An 18,168-nucleotide genomic window follows, 5' to 3' on the forward strand; every position below is an offset into this window, starting at 1 on the left:
AATCACCTCACAACATTGTCTTTCAGCAGCCCAACTTCTTTATGCTCCAGACCGGTCATTCCCCCGCCTACTGGATCATAATAGGCCACCGGTGCTCCGGCCACATACCGTTCCGGCTGGTTTGCATGTCCCAGTGCTCCGCCTCGTATCACCTGCAGCTCATCTCCCGCCCGGATATCCACAGACAAGTCACAGGCTAATTTCTCTGATGCCCGTTCTCTGGATGCATTATCCGTCATCACAGGGCCGTCCTTCTTTGGGCTGTAGATTCGGCATAAAACAGGAACCGTGTTTACTTTCTGCCGTTCCTGCCGGGTCACATTCCCCTGTTTCTGAGCTGACACTCTGTAGATATCAACGGTATCCGTATACCACCCGGCAAAAATAGGATTATCAAATAGCATACATACCTCCCATTCCTACCATACGGGCCATTGTGACCAGCTGGGAGCCGTACTGGGTGGTATTCCAGCTTCCCCATTTTTCGGTTCCCGCTGTCACAGCGCTGTTGTCATAACTGACAGAGGTATCACCCATGGACACTGTTTTTACAACGCCCTTTTGCTCTGCATTCCCTGCTGCCTGTCCAGTGCTCTGGGAACATGGCGAATACGTTTTAAGGTACATCGTGGAAAAATGTGCTACATACAGCCCCACTGCATACCGCCACATACTCCCCCATCGGGATGGCAATACACTGTCATTTGCCTGGTCTACGAATGTCTGAAGCATGGTTTCCGGGATCAGGCTTTTACGCCGGATCTCTCCTGAGCCCATGACCGTATATTCTTCCTGACAAAACTGTGGGAAATCCTCCAGAAAAGCAGGGATGGTATAGGAACCCTGCTCCCCTGGCTGAGGAATATTTGCAGCTGTCGATTTTGCACTGTGAAACGCATCATAGATTGTCCCCATACCATCATCTCCTTATTTCTTTGTATTTTTCTTTCCAGAAGGCTTTTCATCTTCCCGAACCGCTTCTGCCGCATTTTCCTGCGTATCTGGGCGAATGTCTGCCCTTTCTGCCTTTTCTGCAGCCGCCTCGTCCGCAGTTTCCAGCTGTTTATCCTTCCTGCCCTGAGGAGTGGCGATCATACCGGACTCAATCGCAGCCGCAATGAGCCAATGCCCTGCCACGTCCTCCGGAATTTCTCCGATATAATCCTTCGGAATTACATAGGGATCTGCCCCATCCCTCGGAATAAGAAATCTGTTTTTTGAAATGATAAACATCCTGTACCTCCCTTAAATTCCATCTACATACAATACAGTCTGATCGTAGAATACCTCTACCTCAGACACATTGGCCGCATATGCCGTGTCATAGCAGAACTGCTCTGTGTTCGGCCCTGTCATGGCACGGGTTAACGGTGCAAGTTCATCCATAGCGAGATAACGCTCTTTATTGCAGTACACTGCCATACGGTCCTTTTTACTGGCTCCTGCACCCTTACACCAGGATGTGGCGCCAATATACAGATCCACTCCGTTCTGCTTTGCCACATTGTTTTCCAGAAGGAAAGCAAGGATCGTCTTTTCTGCCAGATCGCTCACTCTGGTGGTTGCCAGATAATTAAACTGTTCATACGGCATAATGATATGGTTCGGGATTGCATCCCGGTCATATTCTGCCGCCGCCCAGGCTGCCAGGATGGCCGTATTGATATCATCCAGAATCTGATCCGGCGTCTTACTCTTAAAGGTAGTGCCGCTGGCAGATCCTGTGGCTGCAGCACTGGTGATCGTAACATCCGCATTGTTTAACAGGCCGGTGGTTCCGTAACGTTTGAATCCTGCATATGTGTTTTCCTCCATATGCTTGTCATATGTCAGGCGCAGGCCGTCCCTAAGCAGGCTGTCCAGATTGCGGCCGGTCATATTGCCTCTCTGCATATCAATCCACATGACGCGGGTACCCATGGCTACCATGTGGGACTTATACAGTCCCTTCTCAAAATTCGCCTGGATCATAGGGATACCGTTCGCACCTCCGGCGTGATGCAGATTATCGCCAGAGCCTCCGGAAGTGCCGTATCCTACCTGCATAGCGCTGACAAATTCGGCCCAGCCGCCTCCTACTCTTACAGGGATATCGCGGGCGTATGTAACGCTAGTCAGCGGTGTTCTCACTAACGTATCTCTTTTTTCCAGCTCTGATGTTAAAAATGCCTGTCCGGAAGCGATCCCGGCGGCATCCATCGTCATGTGGGCAGCATTTCCGCCAGTGGCACTCCCGCCAGCGCCCCGTGCTACCTGCATACCTAAATCCATTGTACCTACATTCTGAAATGCCATTTTAATCCTCCTTATGCGTTAATCATTGTCAGGATACTCAGTTCAGCCACACCGTTTGCATCAGCGTTTCCTCTCCACTGAGCATTTGTCAATTCTACAGTATTTCCACTGTCTGCCTCTGCCTCAAATCCCCCTATCAAAGCCTTTGAATGGCTTACATTTGCTTTGATACGGACATATACCTTTCCGCCGATAGCCGGAGTACCCTTCTGGCAGATCACATTGATACGGCCTCGCTTAAGTACAGATACAGCCTCTCCCGGCTGATATCCTCCGGCGTTCTGGTTCAGATAATCCGTAGCAGATTTGATCTCTCTGGCTGCCACACCTACAAACTTATCTGCGGTGCTGCTGGCGCCGAAGGGAATCACTGCACCGGATGTCCCATAAACTACAGCCTGTCCGAATGCTACCGCAGCATCTCCCTCCAGAGGATGGGAATCCACGATCATATCCGGCTGTCTGGAATAACTTCCGGCGTATCCGTGCGGCATTGTCTTTCCGATTGTCTGTCCTCTCATTCCTGTGTACCTCCATTCTTATGCGGATTCATTTTGTCATAAGCGCTCTGCAGACTGCTTAAATCTGCCACAGGCTTATGATCCACTGCATTCTGTGCATTGTGCTGGGCTGCCTTCATAAGTTTTGCAATATCCCCATCAGCCCCGGAGCCTGTTACACAGGCGATCAGGGCATCGGATACCGCCTTGCGCTCCTTTTCATCTTTGATCGCAGCTACAGCAGGCCTTGCAGCCTTTAAAAGAGCAGCGGCCAAAGCCTTGTCCACTGTAGGGGCCTGTTCACCGCTTCCCTCTGCCGGAACTACTTTGGCTTCCTTCTTTTCCTCTTTTTCTTCCTCTTTCCCCTCCAGCTTCCGGATAGCTGCATCCATCGGATCCTCTTCTGGTTTTTCCTTTGCAGCTTCATCAAACAGGTTTAATAATCTGTCGATTTTCTGATCCAGAGCCGTTAAAAAAGCGGAATCCTGTACCGTCTGAGCGGTACCCTCTTTTTCCTCTTTGCCTGGCTCTGTTCCATCACCGCCGCCGGAAGAGTCCTCTTCCTCAAATGCATCTGCCGCATCCATAGCCAGCTGTTCAATTTCCTCCGGGCTTTTATCCTTTACGGCCTGCCCGAAGAGTTTGAAAAATAACCCATTCTTTTTCATAGCTTTCCTTTCCGGCTTCTCAGCCTGTTCTTTTTTTAATGTATCTGAATCTAAAATTGCGGCCCGCTTCCCGGCTCTTCCCCGGTTTACGACCGCAATGTGATTCCCTCTTATATTCTTTTGGCAGAATGCTCCGGAACCGTCCGAAACATATTCGCACTCATACCCGCAGCTGATCTCCCTCTTCCCCTGCTGGATCGCATCAATCAGGCTTCGGTCATGGATATGCAGGTCTGCAATTACATAACCTTCCCATTCGTCAGTCCCTTTCCTGATATTCTGAGCATGACCCTTTTCGTACATGCTCACAGTATCCGGGGTAAGAAGCTCCGGCGGATGATCGTCCGTTGTCGGTTTCCCTTCAAAACTTGCCAGAGCAGCCTCAGAAAATACTTCCTCAGGTGACCGATGAACGATTACCACCTTTTCTGCATCAGCACCAGAAAGTCCCAGCTCCCGCCCCAGATACTCCTGGTCTCCAGTCCGGGCAATCGGAACATTTCTGCAAATCAAAAAGCCCTCTCCAGTTTCAATCTGATTGGGGCTTATGGTGTATCCGTAATATGCAAGCATCTCTCTGTTTCCTTTCCGCACTTCGTACACCGCCTCACATACCCGCCATAAGGGCCATAGCGGCGGCACCAGTGCTTTCTATACAGGTGCTCACATTCAGGATTCGCCCTGCAAAAGAACCGTTTCAGCCAGTTTAGAAATCTACTCATTGTGTACTCCTTCCTGTTGCGACGTCGCAACGCTAAAAATGGGTACAAAAAACCACCGGCCATTTCTGACTGGTGGTATTTCTCCTCAATTATTTTTGCTTATCTTAACTCTGTAGCAAAGTATACACTATAGCTCTCTCCGCTGTATTATAAGACCTCTTTTATATCTTCCTCTGCCAGCAACTCTCCGTTGCCATCTCCATACTTTATTCGGGCAACCATAACATCCGTATCATCTGTATCTGATTTATTGGCATATGTGAGCATCTCAAGTCTACATTTAACGCGCCTGCCATCTGCTAACAACAGCGTTAATACCTCTCCGCGTTCTCCCTTTTCAAATATCTTCTTTAAGTTTGGTGATATCTTAGCCCTGTACATAATCAAACCTCCTTTACCGGATGCAGGTGTACGCCCTTGCTGGAATAACGAATTGCAAAACGCTTTGTTTCTTCGTATCTTCCTTTTCCAAGGTTAAAGTACCTTCCAATCGGTTCTTTTGCGCTGATGTATTCAATAGGGTACTGCTGATTCTTACGGAATTCAAATTCTCCTGTCCCAGAATATTCATCCACCAGCTTCTGAGCATCCACATTTTTATAGAACATATCTGGAGCTGTTCCTTTGGTTTCCAAATCAGAACGTACCCTTTGTCTCCACTTTTTAGTTCCCTGAATATGTTCCTGCTGTTTCACATTTCTTACAGCTATGTTTATAGATCCATCTTTTAATTTTTCTTTGAATTTGCGGGACTTTTCCAGATTTTCAACTTTTTTTCTAAGTACCTCAATTTTTTCACCTTCAGTATACTTCATTTTCTGGAACTTTGCAAAATCTTTCGGTACTTCCTCCCCTAAAACAGCCCTATATTCCTTATGCTGCCTCATATCCTGCAAAAGCCTCTGCCGGTTCCGCTCCTTCTCCCGATAAGCCTTGATCTGCTTCTTCGTCCGGGGATCCCGGTCAATAGGATTCTTTTCAGGATTGGAAAAATCCTTATCCTTCTGGATCTGCTTTTCTGTCTTTCCTATCGTTGTATATTTAACCAATGAATGAAGGCAGTTAGGATGAATATTCAGGTAGGTATTCGTCAGATCATCCGCCCCATCCGGATCTACCTTCCCGAAAGCCAGAGACAACGGAGGATAGTCCGGGTTCATTCCGCTTTTACTGTACACTCTTCCCTCCAGAGCCGCGCATACCTTGCAGGTGCTTCCAACCTTCACGATCTGCCACAGATCGTAATCGTCAGCCGTAAGAAGGGCTGCCACCTGGGCCTGACGGGCTGTTGTGCGGACAGCCATGTTCCCATAGCTCTGCAAAGACCACTTTCGCCCCGCCTTATCCACAAAAGCGGTAATCCCCTTATTCTGCATCTCCTGTACCATGGCCTGACTGCTGTTGATCCATGGAGTTCCTGCTGCCTCCTTGCGCAATACCTTTTTAAGTGCTGTTTCCCGGAAGGGATCAGCCTCCAGTCTCGCAATCGTGTAGACCTTCCGTACGCTCTCATAAGCTGTTTCTGAGGCCTCTGTAAGCTCACCCAGAAGATTATCAGTCAACTGCTGTATAATAGCAATCCGGGGCGCTGAGAATGTCTCAGTCATCTTCCGGGCATTCGAGTAACCCGAAGCATCCTTATCCGAATGGTAGAATATCTTTTCTATCATCGTCGGGACATAGGCCCAGGACTGATCTATCATACTTTGCAGAATCTTCTGGACACGTTCCAGAGCAGCTACCTCAGCATAATCTACATGGCCCACCGACCGCTTACGGTTGATCACATTTATGATTTCCTGCTCTGTCCGCAAAAACAGCATACGCATATAAGCCGTTACATCTGCCCGATCTGGTAGAAGGATCTTCATCTGCCGTGTCATTCAAAATCCCCCTCATTGCCTGATGCTGGTTCCCGTGGAAGCTCTAAGCCCATCAGAGGATCCTGCATCGCTCTGGAACTGCTGTAAGTCTGACCTCTGCCCGCCTCGATGCTTTCGTCCGTGATTTTTCCAAACATTCCGGTTTCTTCGGTCAGTGTCTGGAGTTCCTGCTGTGCAGTAGCAGAATCGATCAGATCATTTTGGTATACCGCCAGAATTGCATTCGTTTTGCGTTCTGCAATCTCCGCAGTTTCCTTGGCATCTGGGGTCTGCATGGGTGGAAAATCAATCTCCAAATCATCCGGTATCTGTCCCCAGGCCGATAATGCCATAATCGGCAGTAGTCTCTCAATGATAGCCCGGAAATCTGTTTCCCGCAGGCCGTCTATGTAATCATAATAATTACGCATATCAGATTCGCCAGTAGCATTCATCCCAGCAGGCGAGCGCCCGAAGAGCTTCGTGACCGGTGTTCTGGCTGCACCTGCCACATCCATCATCACTCTGTCATACACATCAGCAAGGCCGGTAAACGTATACTGGACATTGTGCATGGCGTCGCCCTTGTTGATGATGCGGGTTCCGAAGTTGCTTTCCATGATTGCCTGGGCCTGCATCAGGTTCCAGAACCTGCGCTGCATCTCTGTATTTGCCGTCCCCAGCAGCTGATCCAGTCCATCCGCTTCGAGATAGTTGACATTTGCCCGGAAAGTCAGCGCTGCAATATTACCGGATACATTGTCCCGCTTGACAACCTCGCTGTAAATCGCCTCCAGCTCCGACTCTCCCCAATACTGTTCAGCCACCTGTTCCAGCCACGGCAGCTCCCGCCCAATGAACCGGATCACCCTGCTGTGATGCACACGCACAGCCGTCTGGCCTGTAGTCTCATCCCGGATAATATAATAATCCGGCAGTCCAAAATCAGGATCGGACGGATCTGTTACCACATCACTTTCCGGATATACACCACTCCACCGGTCCAGAATCTGCAATCCCAGGAAGCTCCCGGGCATTATGCTGTCTAAATCCAGAGGCTGGGACATATCATTTTGTCCCCTGATAAGAATCACTCCAACTGCACCACCATACAGCCTCCCCCAGCACAAGCCTGTCAGCAGTTTCTTTCGTAACTGGGTGGTCCGTTCTAAGCGGGCCATCTGGTCGATATATTCTGGAGCGATACCCGATCTGATCTCATACCATTTTCGGATCATATCATTGGGGATTGTAGCTACGATGTTCTGAACAATCCAGTTATCCCGGTACAGACTGGTTAGGAGCTGGTAATTCTGGGTCATACGGGTCAGGGGATATTCTGTCGCCTGCAAAAGATCCATGGTACCGAATCCAATCCGGGCCGCAGGATTAGAAAAGGCATCCATTGTTGCGGTGGATGCCTGCGTTGTGTCTGCCCGTGTACGGCGGGTGTTTCTTCTCTTGGACATAATCAATTTTCCTTTCTATCAGCCACATAGGTTACTTCCATCCCGGCTCCTGCATCATTTGTGATAACCGTAGTCGGATCGTATGTCCGCAGGGCCTTGTAGGCGGCAATCTCTTCTGGGGTGAGGTCACGCTCGATGGGGGTAGCTAACTCGCCTACAACCACCACAGGAAATGAGAGTGAATTAAGCTTTGCATCGAGTTCTTCTGCTGTTATTTCCGCACCTTTTGGAGGAGAAAAATAAATGACTTTAGTATTTAATGCAAATGCATACTTATCATTCACAGGTAGCCCCCAACTGGTAAAACTCGCAATGTTGCAGACCGCTGTTTTGGCTGCGGTTTGAAAAGTATTAGTCAATCTGCTCTGCAAAAACCTTCCTGATATATCTGATGAAGGTTTTAATTCCCAGCCACCGCTTATGTTTTCGATCACTACCCTCTGCACATACTTACCCCTCTCCAAGTCAATCTCATCACACACCCACTGCTGACCGTCTGCGTCCGTGTAGTTGCCGTCCTTGCTGACTGGCACACCGGGGAGACCGTTAGGAGTGGCGAGGGTGAGGGATTGGCTCTGACTTCCGCTGTCGGAAATAGAGACGTTGATTGTGCCGCTCTCACCAGCACTCACTATCTCCTGCGGATACTCTGGACTGGGGGATGGTTTGCCGCCAGTATAGGGTTCCCATGGCAGTGCGGTAGAGCCTTCGTTGAGCATTGTAGTAACTGTATCATTAAAAATATTGACTGTTCCTCCAAAAACATTAAAAACAAAATACACGCCAATGTTTGATACATCTTTATCCAATGTAAAAACACCTTCTTTAATTGTATCACCTATCAGTTGGATAAAAATTTTTTTATCTCGCGATTCATTTTTTAAAAAATATGTGCCAGCTTTCAATGCCATATTCTTAATATAAAATGACGTGTAATTTCCTGTTTTGCCAGAAACTGTTATACTTTGATCGTCATTAATTATATAAGTGACTCCATTTTTTGTTTCTGTTTTTCCGATTTTGTCTGATAAATCCAGTAGCTGCGCCCCCGTAGTCCTCACCTGCTCCGTCCGCCCAAACACCCTCAGCCCCCGGAACGGACGGCCTTCTGCGGCATCATTGATGATGATTGTGGTACCGGAAGCAACTGCCTCAATCAGCTTAGGGCCTCGGCGCATACGGTACAATCGGCCTGAATCTAAGCCAATATATCCCATTCCCGTAATCATGTCTTGCTTCAATTCATTCATACTCACCACTTAACCCTCTGAATCTCAACACTGTTTTCCTCTGCTATTGCTGAATACACATATAGCGTATCAAAAGCCATCCCCTTCCCTATAGCCAGGACATTAACTGTGATAAGCTGTGCCACATTTGAAGGTATTCTGATCGTCCCCCTAACACCTGGAGCTACATCAGAAGATGCGGAAACATATATATCATTTTCCCCAAAATTCTTTATCAGTACCTCTTTTGTAATCCCTCCCAAAGGAACTGAAACTTTATTCTTTTCCAACGTAGATATCGTTCTTACATCAAAAATCATTTTCTTCCTCCATTAGCCTGTTCGGCTAATATCTGTTTCAATCTGTCCGCTATTTCCGAAGCGGATAAACCACTTTTTGTTTCAAGGCTCACCGTTATATCTGGAAACAGTATCCTGGATTCCTGCCCCGCATTATCAGAAGCAGGCCGAAGAATCTCCAATGCCTCGCTGTCCCCGCACCGGGAGTATGTAATCCGTTCATATCCATACGGAATATCGTTCTTCTCTTCTTTATTCATGATGCTATCCTCCATTTTGGTAGTTTTGTCTTACAGTAATACCGTAGGGCGTCCGGCCCATGGTCCTGCTGTTTCACCGGCTTTTCCTCTCCGCGTTCTGCCGCCTTATCATCCCACACATAAGACTGCATTTCCCCAGTCAGCCCCCTGCATTTACGGTTGATCCTGATGCTACGCTTAGCCAGAAGAGTGGATACGATCCGAATGCCATCTATTACCTCGTTATCTGCCAGCTTCACATAATAGCCACGCCCCTGCAGCTCGGCTATAAAAGACGCGGCAGAGGGATCCACAATGATCTCGCACTGTTCCTCTGGCCTGTTCCCCATGAACTCTGCCATATCATCTGCATACTGGGAATCTGTTCTCTGTGGGTTAGGGCTGCGCCTGGCCTCTTCTGATCGGCTGTCCCAACGATATTCCCGATCAACCCACAATATCTGTCCATCGTCCCAGATATCCAAAAATACACAGGGATTCGTGGTGCCATAGTCCACTGCAATACTCCGAACCGCTGTGCTTTTCAGCGCCACAGGACGTTGATCGTCCGTATACAGATTATCGTCTGTAAACATGGTATAAATCAGACCCTCAGCGGCTTTCCACAGCCCCTTGATATACCGCAGGTAGAAAACTCCGGCATACATACTGCGGTATCTGGCCTTAGTCTTCTCAGACAAAGACAGGTTATCATCCATTGTAAAATGCAGATAAAGAAGCTTTTTATCTCTGCGCTTGTCAATCCAATTTACCTTGAACCAATGCACAGGCCCCGCCGGATTGCAGTTAAACCACATCTTAGAGCCTTCCACCGAAAGACGTCCTGTCGCCTGGTTCACAAATGATTCCGGCATCAATGCCACCTCATCAAAAAAGGCACCTGCTGCTGTAATACCTTGAACCAGATCTTGGGATCCTTCGTCTTTTCCACCGAATATGAAAAAATAATTTGTCTTACCTTTCCTGGTAACTTCCAGCATGTTGGGAAGATCTCCAGAGATATGGTAAATCCACTTATATCCCCGACTGGTAAGCATAAGCTTCAGATTCTGCAATACATTACGCTTAAAAGAGCTGATGGTCTTTCCGGCCATGATGAAGTTTTCTCCGTCAAACCGTTCCATAGCCCACATTACATAAGACAATGACATGCTTACAGTCTTTCCGGATCGGATAGCTCCGTCTGCGATAATGCCGTCATAATCCTTTACCGGACTGTCCGGCACCCACCATGTCAGGATCTGCTTCTGCTTGCGTGAAAAGGGCTGAAACTTGAAGATCTGAACCTTTGTCAGGATATTCCGCTGACTTTTCATCTTTTCAATCTTCTGTTTTGTCTGGCTGATCCGCTCCTTAATCGTCATCGGAATCACCCCACAAGTCTCCCGCCTCTGTATTCAGTGCCTCCAGGAATCCATCCTCTTCCATTTCCGTCTCCTGTCCTCCCAGTTTCAGCGCTGCCATATCCAGTTTCATGAGCTCAATTTCCAGACGGGCATCATCTACGCCGAAGCGGTGCAGGGAATCAATGGCAGCCTGCTTGCGGGCCTGCACACGGGTCAAGGCATCTTCTATGTTCTGGATCTGGCCCAGGGTGGCATGCTCCTCATCCAGGTCCGTCCATTTGTCCTTTTCGGTTCCCTTTTTCTTTTTGACGGTAGTAAAGTCCGCCTGCCGCAGATTCTCAATCCGTTTCAGCATCCGGCGCTCCCTGACAGTCAGCAGCTGGATTTCCTGGAAGAGGAGCTGCTCCTTGTCATTTGGAACCGCTGCGGCCAGCTGCTTTTCTTCGGGTTCCAGGCAATCAAAAAGGAGAGTCTCAAACTCTCCCGTAGTAACTGCATTTTTATTTCCGATAGGTGCGGCGCCTCCAACATTGCCTACAGCATTCTGGTTGCCAGGCTGACCGCCCTTAGAACGTTTGGAGCGTTCCGTATTTTTTTGGAGCGTTCCATTCAAACGGCGCTCCCAATCGTCCTTTGACTTCCATCCCCGGACAGTTCCAGGCGACAGATTCAGTTGACTTGCAATCTCAACCAAATCAATATTTCCACCGTGTTCTTTGTATAGCTCAAAAGCTTTATCCCTGTTCGGGTCTCTCGGTCTTGCCACGCACCACCACCTCTCATTCGTGTTTGTTTTTTTGGGTATAGAAAAAGAGATAGCCGAAGCTACCTCTCTACTAACATTGAAAGAGCAAGTACCATAATTAATTACTGCCCCTCTCGAGTTTTTTTCGTTTTTCTTCTAGTCTCTTTTTCGTTTCAGTAAATTTTTTCCTTTTATTTTCATACTCTTTATCATTAAATCCATAAATCTTTTCGATAATTATAAATAAATTTTTTACAGCCGCTATAAAATATATCATACCTATCAACAGAAATCCGATTCCATTGATATACAATACATTATTTACCAATGTTTTCTTGCCTATAATTTCTGATAGATACACATTAAAACCCACCATAAATATTAAAGAAACAAAACCTGATAAACAAAAATATACAATACTTTTCACTATACAAACACATTTCCGTTGTATAAGAGTTGTTCCCTTTAATTTTTCTATAATCTTTTCAGAAAAAATTCCCATTATCAAGCCCAAAATAGAAAAAGCAAACCCAGCAAAAACTGAACATATGGTAAATAAATTTGACTGCGTATCTAACATGCTTTCTTGAATTGGAATTACAAAATAACTTTTTTTTACATTTACAATTGCAATCACCGAAAAAAACATACTAAAAAGCAGGCAACTTCGAATTATATTTTTTTTAGTCATATGCTCACTTCTTTCTATTCATCGCTAATTATTGTTTCTAAATAAATCCAAAATCCCCTTACTCTCATTAAATGCCAACGTTATATTTTGCCTGTATATATCCACTAATTCCTGAGCTGTATAATATATTCTTTCATTGTTTTGCATATGATAAGGTGCTATATCAATAGGATACATAAAATTGTCATCAAAAAAATTATATTCCCTAGCTTTTACAGACTTTGCACGAGCAACCATTTTTGCTTTATTATATCCATTCTTACCTTCTTTTACAGCATCAATAACTTTTTGAACAATCCCTGGTTCATCGGTAAGATTATTCCGAGGCTCTGATTTTAATACTGTTGAAATCCTGAGCTTATTTTCACTCAAACTTTTTAGTAACTCTGCATCTTTCCATCCGAACAGACTTTCAAGAACTGCTGCATCAGGCAAAGGAACTTCTATTTCTACTTTAGATATCTCTGGATCTTTTCCCTCATAAATCCTCTCAATTCCTCTCTCGTTTGGTATTGATATCAAATCAAGAGTATAACCTGGTTTGTATTTCTCAATGAGAATTTTAAGTGCTTTTTCACTAGTTGCACCTTGTGAGGATACAAATGCAAAAATACCCGAAACATAATTTAACATACCATAAGTATATTTTTCGATCCCCCGCTCTTTTTCATCTACTCCAGGCAATACGTCTGATGATGTATATGTTCTATATTCATGGTGGACCAATGAATTCTTAGGTAATTGTCTGCTAAACCGACCAAACAATTTTTCATTTTTATAGTTATACGCATCAAAAATTAAATGCATACTTTCTTCATGCGGAGTAATATCTATAGAAATACATTCCTCTTGATCTATCCCATACCTATTCAGTATCTCGATTATTATGTTCTTAAATAGTTCTTGTGACGCAATCGCCCCATACTCGTCATATAATATCGCTTTATAAAAATATATTTTCTTCTGTGCCATATCGATCTCTCCATTTCGACGTTTTTTCCATTATACCACACGCCTCATAGAAAGAATATACAAAAAATCCCCCCACTATTATTACAAATCTCACAAGTAGACTCTTTATATTTAAAGTATAGAACATATGTTCTTTAATGTCAATGTATACATAACAAAAGACACCCTCTCTCAAGGATGTCTCTCTGCGCCTGGAACGTCTGGGTGGAGATCCCTAAACCAGGCTAACGGACCCTCCAGGAATCGAACCTGGGACACGGTGGTTAACAGCCACCTGCTCTACCGACTGAGCTAAGGATCCGGAGAAGGGGGCGTCCAGCCCTGGTATGGAACCAGAGCCAGACGAACCGGCCACCGGGCTGTGACACCCTGGCGACCGTCGATTTAAGTGTAAGCCGTCGGCGTTATGCCTTTGGCTTCGGATTTTATTATAAAACGAACTAAACGAATAAAACGAATTATTTTTATTTCATCCCCATTTTTTTCAGATATGTATCCCTAATCATCAGTCTTGGATAGTCCGGATTATCCCGATACCCCAGTCTCTTTGCAATCTCCTTCCACGGGAGCCCATCCAGATAGTAATATTCAAATACCTTTCTGGTAACCGTGTCTTCGATTGCCTCAACCCAGTTTTTGATTTCTGCCGCTTCTGCCTCTTTCTTGTCCAGAAGGCGGCGCTTTCTCCTATATCGCTCACCGTCAAAGCCAACTACTGCCTGAGGGCGTTCAAAGCCCTTACTGTAGTCTTTTATGACGCTGCTCCCCAGTCCCGCATCTGTTGTATTCATCTCATTCAGTTCACACCGTAGGATTATGATTTCTTGCATGAGTCTCTGGTAGCTTTCCAAGCGTTTTACAGTCATTTCCAACGGTATCACCTCCTCGCCCTCAAAATCCTCTGTCTGGCCTCATCCCACTCAGCCGCCCAGGTTTCCATATCCACTCGGACAATCAGGTACCTCTTCTGGTACAGGATTCCCATGTCGCTGTACTTGTCGACCTGAGGCCTGCACTTCCAGCCGAATCTCTTTTGCAGCTCAATCCCGCTGTACCGTCCCACAAGCTTCCCGCAATCGTACAGGTCATAATATATTGGCCCCGGCATAATATCACCTCCAGATCATAAGCACTGTCATCAGCGAGCCCCAGACCATCAGGTAATCCCAGCGGTCAATATTGTGCTGTATCAGATTGACCGTCCCGGTTATGGCCCACAGGATAACCACTACGCCCTTAAGTACATTCACGGCCATACCCTCCCTGTCTTTTCGTCTCTTAACCTGATCGTGTCCTCCACATGGTAGCCCATACACTTAGCGGTAAAGAGCATCATGCGGACGGCCTTGCGGTAATCTTCTGGCGGCCTGTCCGCTTCCCGGATCGCAGCTCCTGCGGCCGGATCTGGATATCCTTCATGATTCTTGTACATTATGTTTTCTCCTCTAAATGTCAGTTTTACAAAACTGGTTTGCATTTATTTGACCACTGTTTATCTGGATATTTTGAAACAAATTTTTCACAATCATTCCGATTTTCTATGTACGAAAAGAAAAATCTCCCACAGTCTGAACATTTCCTCTGGATTTCTAAATATCTGATATCATTACCATTTGGCCCATGTGTCCAATGCCAACAAATAACTTCACTGTTTTTATGCTTGCAAAACAACTTTTTGATAAAATTCATAGCTGATCTCCTAAACCTTAATTTATCGTATCAAACATACTGATCTGATCAGCTGGCTCCCAGGCCAGCATTTCAGTCTTTGCCCTTCGATAAAAAGTACGGTCAATCTCAAAACCATATGCACTTCGCCCTAACTCATACGCCGCGCGTAATGTACTTCCACTTCCTGCGCAGGGGTCAATCACAACATCTCCCGGATCTGTAAAGACTTCTATCAGATTTTTCAACACCTTTACCGGCTTTTGTGCCGGGTGGATTTTCGGAATGTCTTTCCCATCCCTCTCCCAGCGGAACCAGTTAAACACCATATGCCCTGTTCCAGGAATCGTCTTTCCGTTCTCGTCCGTCCTCACGCCGTTTCTGAATTTTGGCAGTCGGTCTCGGTACAGCACAAGGGCATATTCTGTCGCTCCTACGATCCGCATATTTGCTTTTAACACCTGCGGGCTGTAATTCTTACAGAAAACCAATGGTATGTAATTTACAAAACCATGTTTTTCTGCTGCCTTAATCAATGTCTGGATCTGTTCAAAACTGCAAAATACGATCATGCACGGGCTATCACTGCTGCGGCCACGCTGCACCGGTTTCACATCATCTTTTTTTAACATCTTTGAGCAAAAGTGGAAATACTCAAAAAGATTGAAATTGAAGTCCGAGTTAAATGCCGCCTTACCCGCCAGTTTGCTTTCCCCGTTCCTGTTATCCCCTCCTTTGTACCACATTGGATTCGATCCATAAAAGTTATTTCCTACGTTATACGGTACATCCGCAATAATCAGCTGCGCTGGAGGGATTGCATATTTTTTGTAATTCTGCATATTGTCTCTGTATATCTCACATTTTACTTTTTTTGTGTATTTCATTTTTCCAGAAAGAGCCGGGATATCCCATTACGGTGGCCACCGCTCCGGTCTCCTTTCTCAAAACTCAATTTAACTCGATACAACAACTACTTGTTTAATACCACAACTGTTTACTACAACTGAGCCTTAAATTATCCCAAAATCATGTAATGCCAGCTGTACCCTATGCTCTTCAAGCCTCTGTTTCGACAGCTCATACCGCTTAGGATCAATCTCAAATCCAACATACGGAATCCCTGCTTCCTCATATGCGATTAGGCTGCTGGCACTCCCTACATGGGTATCCAGTACCTTCCATCCCGGCTGTACATATTTCTGGACCAGCCAGCGGTAGAGATTAACTGGCTTCTGGGTTGGGTGGATCCGTTTCTCGTTAAGCTTCTTATTTCCCTGCTGGATCCAGCCCTCTTCGATGCTCTTTCCCTGCATCATCCCATTCCACATATACCGGAACAGGCGGACAGAATCATGCAGACTGCAGGAGGCTATCTCACAATCCGAGAAACTGTTGGAGCCATTGCACTTGTCCCATACGATCCTTCCCGTTGGAAAATTCCAGTCAAAATAATTACAGCCCCATATGATCTGATGTTTGGAAACACGTTCCAGTTCACGGAAGTAATCTTCTCCTGGTACTTCCCAGTTTTCTGAGGGTTCGTAGCACCTCTGTACGCCTATCGGACTTACTTTCCGACCATAATACCCTCTGCGTTCTGGGCCGGAAAAGTAAGGAGGATCAGTGATAGCAATGTCAAAATATTTGTCTGGGAATTGTTTCATGCCCTCCATGCAGTCCATGTTGTAATATCCATATTCCATAAGTCACTCCTCTGGTTGGTACGGCTCCGGCAGTGGCATCCAGGCGGTCACTGTGTCATACACATTTGCCAAATTCCTTTCCTCTTTCTCCACTGCATCACAGTATATCCATTCGTTATAATCATCCGAATACTGCCAGATCCCTCCGCCTATATATTCCGCCTTATACACACCGTAGCTTTCTGGATGATATTTCTTCTCTTCTTCCGGAAGCCAATCAGTGTCATAATCGTTGATCCATTCAGAGTGTTTTATAGTCGCCCAAACTGGTTCTCCCTGCACCGGCAGCCTCTCTTCCACGGGAATCCAGCGGTGCTGCTCCTTAAGCCGTTCGATTTCTTCCGGTGTCAGCCCGGTATCCTCGTACTCCATCAGCTTCCAGAGAGCTCCATACAGCCGCTCCCGTAAAGACTTGGTGATTACCTGTCCTTCATGCAGCTGTTCCCATGACACACCCTTCAAGCACCAATTTCCCTGCTCATCTTTCTGTGTTAATCTCTTCATTCTCGCCTTCCTCCTCCCACTCAAGTGCCTCGCCGCATATCTGGCAGTATTTCTGCCCCGGCTCAATCCTCTCATTCTCACATACCCGGCACATAAATCTTTCTTTGCCCTGCATCCATATCTTAGCCATATCTATTTTCCTTTCTGCAATGCCTTCAAAAACTCCACCAGTTCTGTCTCACTGTCTGGATACCGGCTGTATGTCTCATGTCGCTGCCATCTTCCGTAAGCCCCAGTCGGATGCTTCTCCGGCTCCGGCCCTCCAACCAAGTGTAAGTATGAGGATTCATAATCCTGCCCAGTAAACTCATTATGCTGGGTGTATACTTCCACAATCAGCCTTGCCCCATTCTCAAAATCATACTTGTAATACCGGGCCCCGATATGCTCATCTGTATACCACAGGCCCCATGATTTATAATCTCTCAGCCATGCCTTGCGCTGATCGTTGTTTTTCATAATCGGAAGCTCCGGCTGTTCCGGTTCCTCCGGCTCTGGCATATCCAGATCACACAGCATTCCTGCAAGGGCTGCCACCAGTATTTTCTTCTTCCGGAGCAACTTTTTCGGGAATCCTTTCACTGCATCGACCTTTATCATCTCATCCAGGAGTGCCTTTTCTTTTTCCAGCATCTCCCTAAGCAGCTCCATGTCTGTAGGCTCAGTATCTTCCCCCGGTTCTTCCCCGCTGCTGTTTTCGCAGCAGATTTCCTCATTCTGCTGCATTTTCGCAGCAAGCCGTTCCGGCCCCTGATCCAGCGCCCTCATAGCCCGACCGCAAATATATTCGCAAGGATCCTTGCAGTGCTTACAGCATGGGCTTGGCTCCCCGTCTCCGGCCCGGTGATAAACCAGATCGTGGTTCACGAACTCACAAGTATCTCCTACAAGTTCACGGATTCCATCCAGATCTCTAATCTCGCACGGAAACGGATTCCCGCAGGGTGCCTCTACACACCACCGGTCTTTTTGCCGGATCCCACACTCCATAGAGCAGGAATCACAATAATGGCCTCCCTCACATCCTTCTGTAGCAATCAGGCTGTCTGCCGGATATTCCCGCTTGGGTGTCCCATAGGCCGATAGCTGATGGGCTGGACAGTTTTCCCGTTGCGACGTCGCAACGCTCTCCACCGGCAGAGGCTCCACTTCAGGCATCAAGTCCTCCACCGATATCTCACAGCTCTGCATAGCTGCTCTTTCTGGTTCCGGCGGTACATCCGTCACATCTA

At 46.6% G+C, this 18,168-nt stretch carries 25 protein-coding genes and 1 tRNA gene; all 26 read right to left on the minus strand.

Annotated elements, in window-relative coordinates; translation table 11 throughout:
- Positions 1-2: 2 nt before the first annotated feature.
- Positions 3-404, minus strand: a complete 402-nt coding sequence (locus tag WKT10_RS12440) for a hypothetical protein (RefSeq protein ID WP_340277519.1) — start codon at positions 402-404, stop codon at positions 3-5.
- The gene (locus tag WKT10_RS12445) at positions 394-915 is read right to left on the minus strand and encodes a DUF4054 domain-containing protein (RefSeq protein WP_317438151.1); all 522 of its coding nucleotides are present in this window, start codon (positions 913-915) and stop codon (positions 394-396) included. Before WKT10_RS12445 ends, WKT10_RS12440 begins: the two co-directional genes overlap by 11 nt.
- 12 nt (positions 916-927) lie before the next feature.
- A complete protein-coding gene (locus tag WKT10_RS12450) occupies positions 928-1,233 on the minus strand; it encodes a hypothetical protein (protein WP_317438152.1) in 306 nt (101 codons plus the stop codon).
- 12 nt (positions 1,234-1,245) lie between these two features.
- Entirely contained in the window at positions 1,246-2,295 is a 1,050-nt protein-coding gene (locus WKT10_RS12455) for a DUF2184 domain-containing protein (RefSeq protein ID WP_340277522.1), read from the minus strand.
- An 11-nt stretch (positions 2,296-2,306) separates the two neighbouring features.
- Complete coding sequence (locus WKT10_RS12460; protein WP_317438154.1) at positions 2,307-2,816, minus strand: structural cement protein Gp24; 510 nt, start codon at positions 2,814-2,816, stop codon at positions 2,307-2,309.
- Positions 2,813-4,036: a DUF2213 domain-containing protein gene (locus WKT10_RS12465; protein ID WP_340277524.1), complete on the minus strand. Its 1,224-nt coding sequence runs from the start codon at positions 4,034-4,036 to the stop codon at positions 2,813-2,815. Before WKT10_RS12465 ends, WKT10_RS12460 begins: the two co-directional genes overlap by 4 nt.
- A 296-nt stretch (positions 4,037-4,332) precedes the next feature.
- Complete coding sequence (locus WKT10_RS12470; protein ID WP_340277526.1) at positions 4,333-4,566, minus strand: hypothetical protein; 234 nt, start codon at positions 4,564-4,566, stop codon at positions 4,333-4,335.
- A 2-nt stretch (positions 4,567-4,568) separates the two neighbouring features.
- Entirely contained in the window at positions 4,569-6,068 is a 1,500-nt protein-coding gene (locus tag WKT10_RS12475; protein ID WP_340277528.1) for a phage minor capsid protein, read from the minus strand.
- Positions 6,065-7,516, minus strand: a complete 1,452-nt coding sequence (locus tag WKT10_RS12480; RefSeq protein WP_340277530.1) for a phage portal protein — start codon at positions 7,514-7,516, stop codon at positions 6,065-6,067. Before WKT10_RS12480 ends, WKT10_RS12475 begins: the two co-directional genes overlap by 4 nt.
- A gap of 2 nt (positions 7,517-7,518) precedes the next feature.
- On the minus strand, positions 7,519-8,766 hold the full coding sequence (locus tag WKT10_RS12485; protein WP_340277532.1) for a hypothetical protein: 1,248 nt from the start codon (positions 8,764-8,766) through the stop codon (positions 7,519-7,521).
- Between the two features lie 2 nt (positions 8,767-8,768).
- A complete protein-coding gene (locus WKT10_RS12490; protein ID WP_340277534.1) occupies positions 8,769-9,065 on the minus strand; it encodes a hypothetical protein in 297 nt (98 codons plus the stop codon).
- A complete protein-coding gene (locus WKT10_RS12495) occupies positions 9,062-9,304 on the minus strand; it encodes a hypothetical protein (protein WP_340277536.1) in 243 nt (80 codons plus the stop codon). The genes WKT10_RS12490 and WKT10_RS12495 overlap by 4 nt, the downstream gene beginning before the upstream one ends.
- A complete protein-coding gene (locus WKT10_RS12500; RefSeq protein WP_340277570.1) occupies positions 9,301-10,668 on the minus strand; it encodes a PBSX family phage terminase large subunit in 1,368 nt (455 codons plus the stop codon). Before WKT10_RS12500 ends, WKT10_RS12495 begins: the two co-directional genes overlap by 4 nt.
- A complete protein-coding gene (gene terS, locus WKT10_RS12505) occupies positions 10,658-11,416 on the minus strand; it encodes a phage terminase small subunit (RefSeq protein ID WP_340277538.1) in 759 nt (252 codons plus the stop codon). The genes WKT10_RS12500 and terS overlap by 11 nt, the downstream gene beginning before the upstream one ends.
- Before the next feature lie 97 nt (positions 11,417-11,513).
- Entirely contained in the window at positions 11,514-12,086 is a 573-nt protein-coding gene (locus tag WKT10_RS12510) for a hypothetical protein (protein WP_340277539.1), read from the minus strand.
- A gap of 24 nt (positions 12,087-12,110) precedes the next feature.
- On the minus strand, positions 12,111-13,058 hold the full coding sequence (locus tag WKT10_RS12515) for a hypothetical protein (RefSeq protein WP_340277541.1): 948 nt from the start codon (positions 13,056-13,058) through the stop codon (positions 12,111-12,113).
- Positions 13,059-13,286: 228 nt separating this feature from the next.
- Positions 13,287-13,359 (minus strand) — tRNA-Asn (locus tag WKT10_RS12520).
- A 163-nt stretch (positions 13,360-13,522) separates the two neighbouring features.
- A complete protein-coding gene (locus tag WKT10_RS12525; RefSeq protein WP_340277543.1) occupies positions 13,523-13,924 on the minus strand; it encodes a hypothetical protein in 402 nt (133 codons plus the stop codon).
- Between the two features lie 11 nt (positions 13,925-13,935).
- Entirely contained in the window at positions 13,936-14,166 is a 231-nt protein-coding gene (locus tag WKT10_RS12530; RefSeq protein ID WP_340277545.1) for a hypothetical protein, read from the minus strand.
- A gap of 4 nt (positions 14,167-14,170) precedes the next feature.
- Positions 14,171-14,308, minus strand: coding sequence for a hypothetical protein (locus tag WKT10_RS12535; RefSeq protein WP_340277547.1), 138 nt, complete (start codon positions 14,306-14,308; stop codon positions 14,171-14,173).
- Positions 14,305-14,490, minus strand: coding sequence for a hypothetical protein (locus tag WKT10_RS12540; protein WP_340277550.1), 186 nt, complete (start codon positions 14,488-14,490; stop codon positions 14,305-14,307). Before WKT10_RS12540 ends, WKT10_RS12535 begins: the two co-directional genes overlap by 4 nt.
- 274 nt (positions 14,491-14,764) lie before the next feature.
- Complete coding sequence (locus WKT10_RS12545; RefSeq protein WP_176256201.1) at positions 14,765-15,613, minus strand: site-specific DNA-methyltransferase; 849 nt, start codon at positions 15,611-15,613, stop codon at positions 14,765-14,767.
- Positions 15,614-15,739: 126 nt separating this feature from the next.
- Complete coding sequence (locus WKT10_RS12550) at positions 15,740-16,432, minus strand: DNA methyltransferase (RefSeq protein WP_340277556.1); 693 nt, start codon at positions 16,430-16,432, stop codon at positions 15,740-15,742.
- A gap of 3 nt (positions 16,433-16,435) precedes the next feature.
- Positions 16,436-16,936, minus strand: a complete 501-nt coding sequence (locus tag WKT10_RS12555; RefSeq protein WP_340277558.1) for a DUF551 domain-containing protein — start codon at positions 16,934-16,936, stop codon at positions 16,436-16,438.
- The gene (locus WKT10_RS12560) at positions 16,911-17,066 is read right to left on the minus strand and encodes a hypothetical protein (RefSeq protein ID WP_340277561.1); all 156 of its coding nucleotides are present in this window, start codon (positions 17,064-17,066) and stop codon (positions 16,911-16,913) included. The genes WKT10_RS12555 and WKT10_RS12560 overlap by 26 nt, the downstream gene beginning before the upstream one ends.
- Positions 17,067-17,068: 2 nt before the next feature.
- Positions 17,069-18,168 (minus strand): hypothetical protein (locus tag WKT10_RS12565; protein ID WP_340277563.1); only part of this gene is annotated, 1,100 nt, incomplete at its 5' end.

This window comes from Enterocloster sp. HCN-30185 (genome assembly GCF_037890305.1).
GTDB lineage: Bacteria > Bacillota > Clostridia > Lachnospirales > Lachnospiraceae > Enterocloster.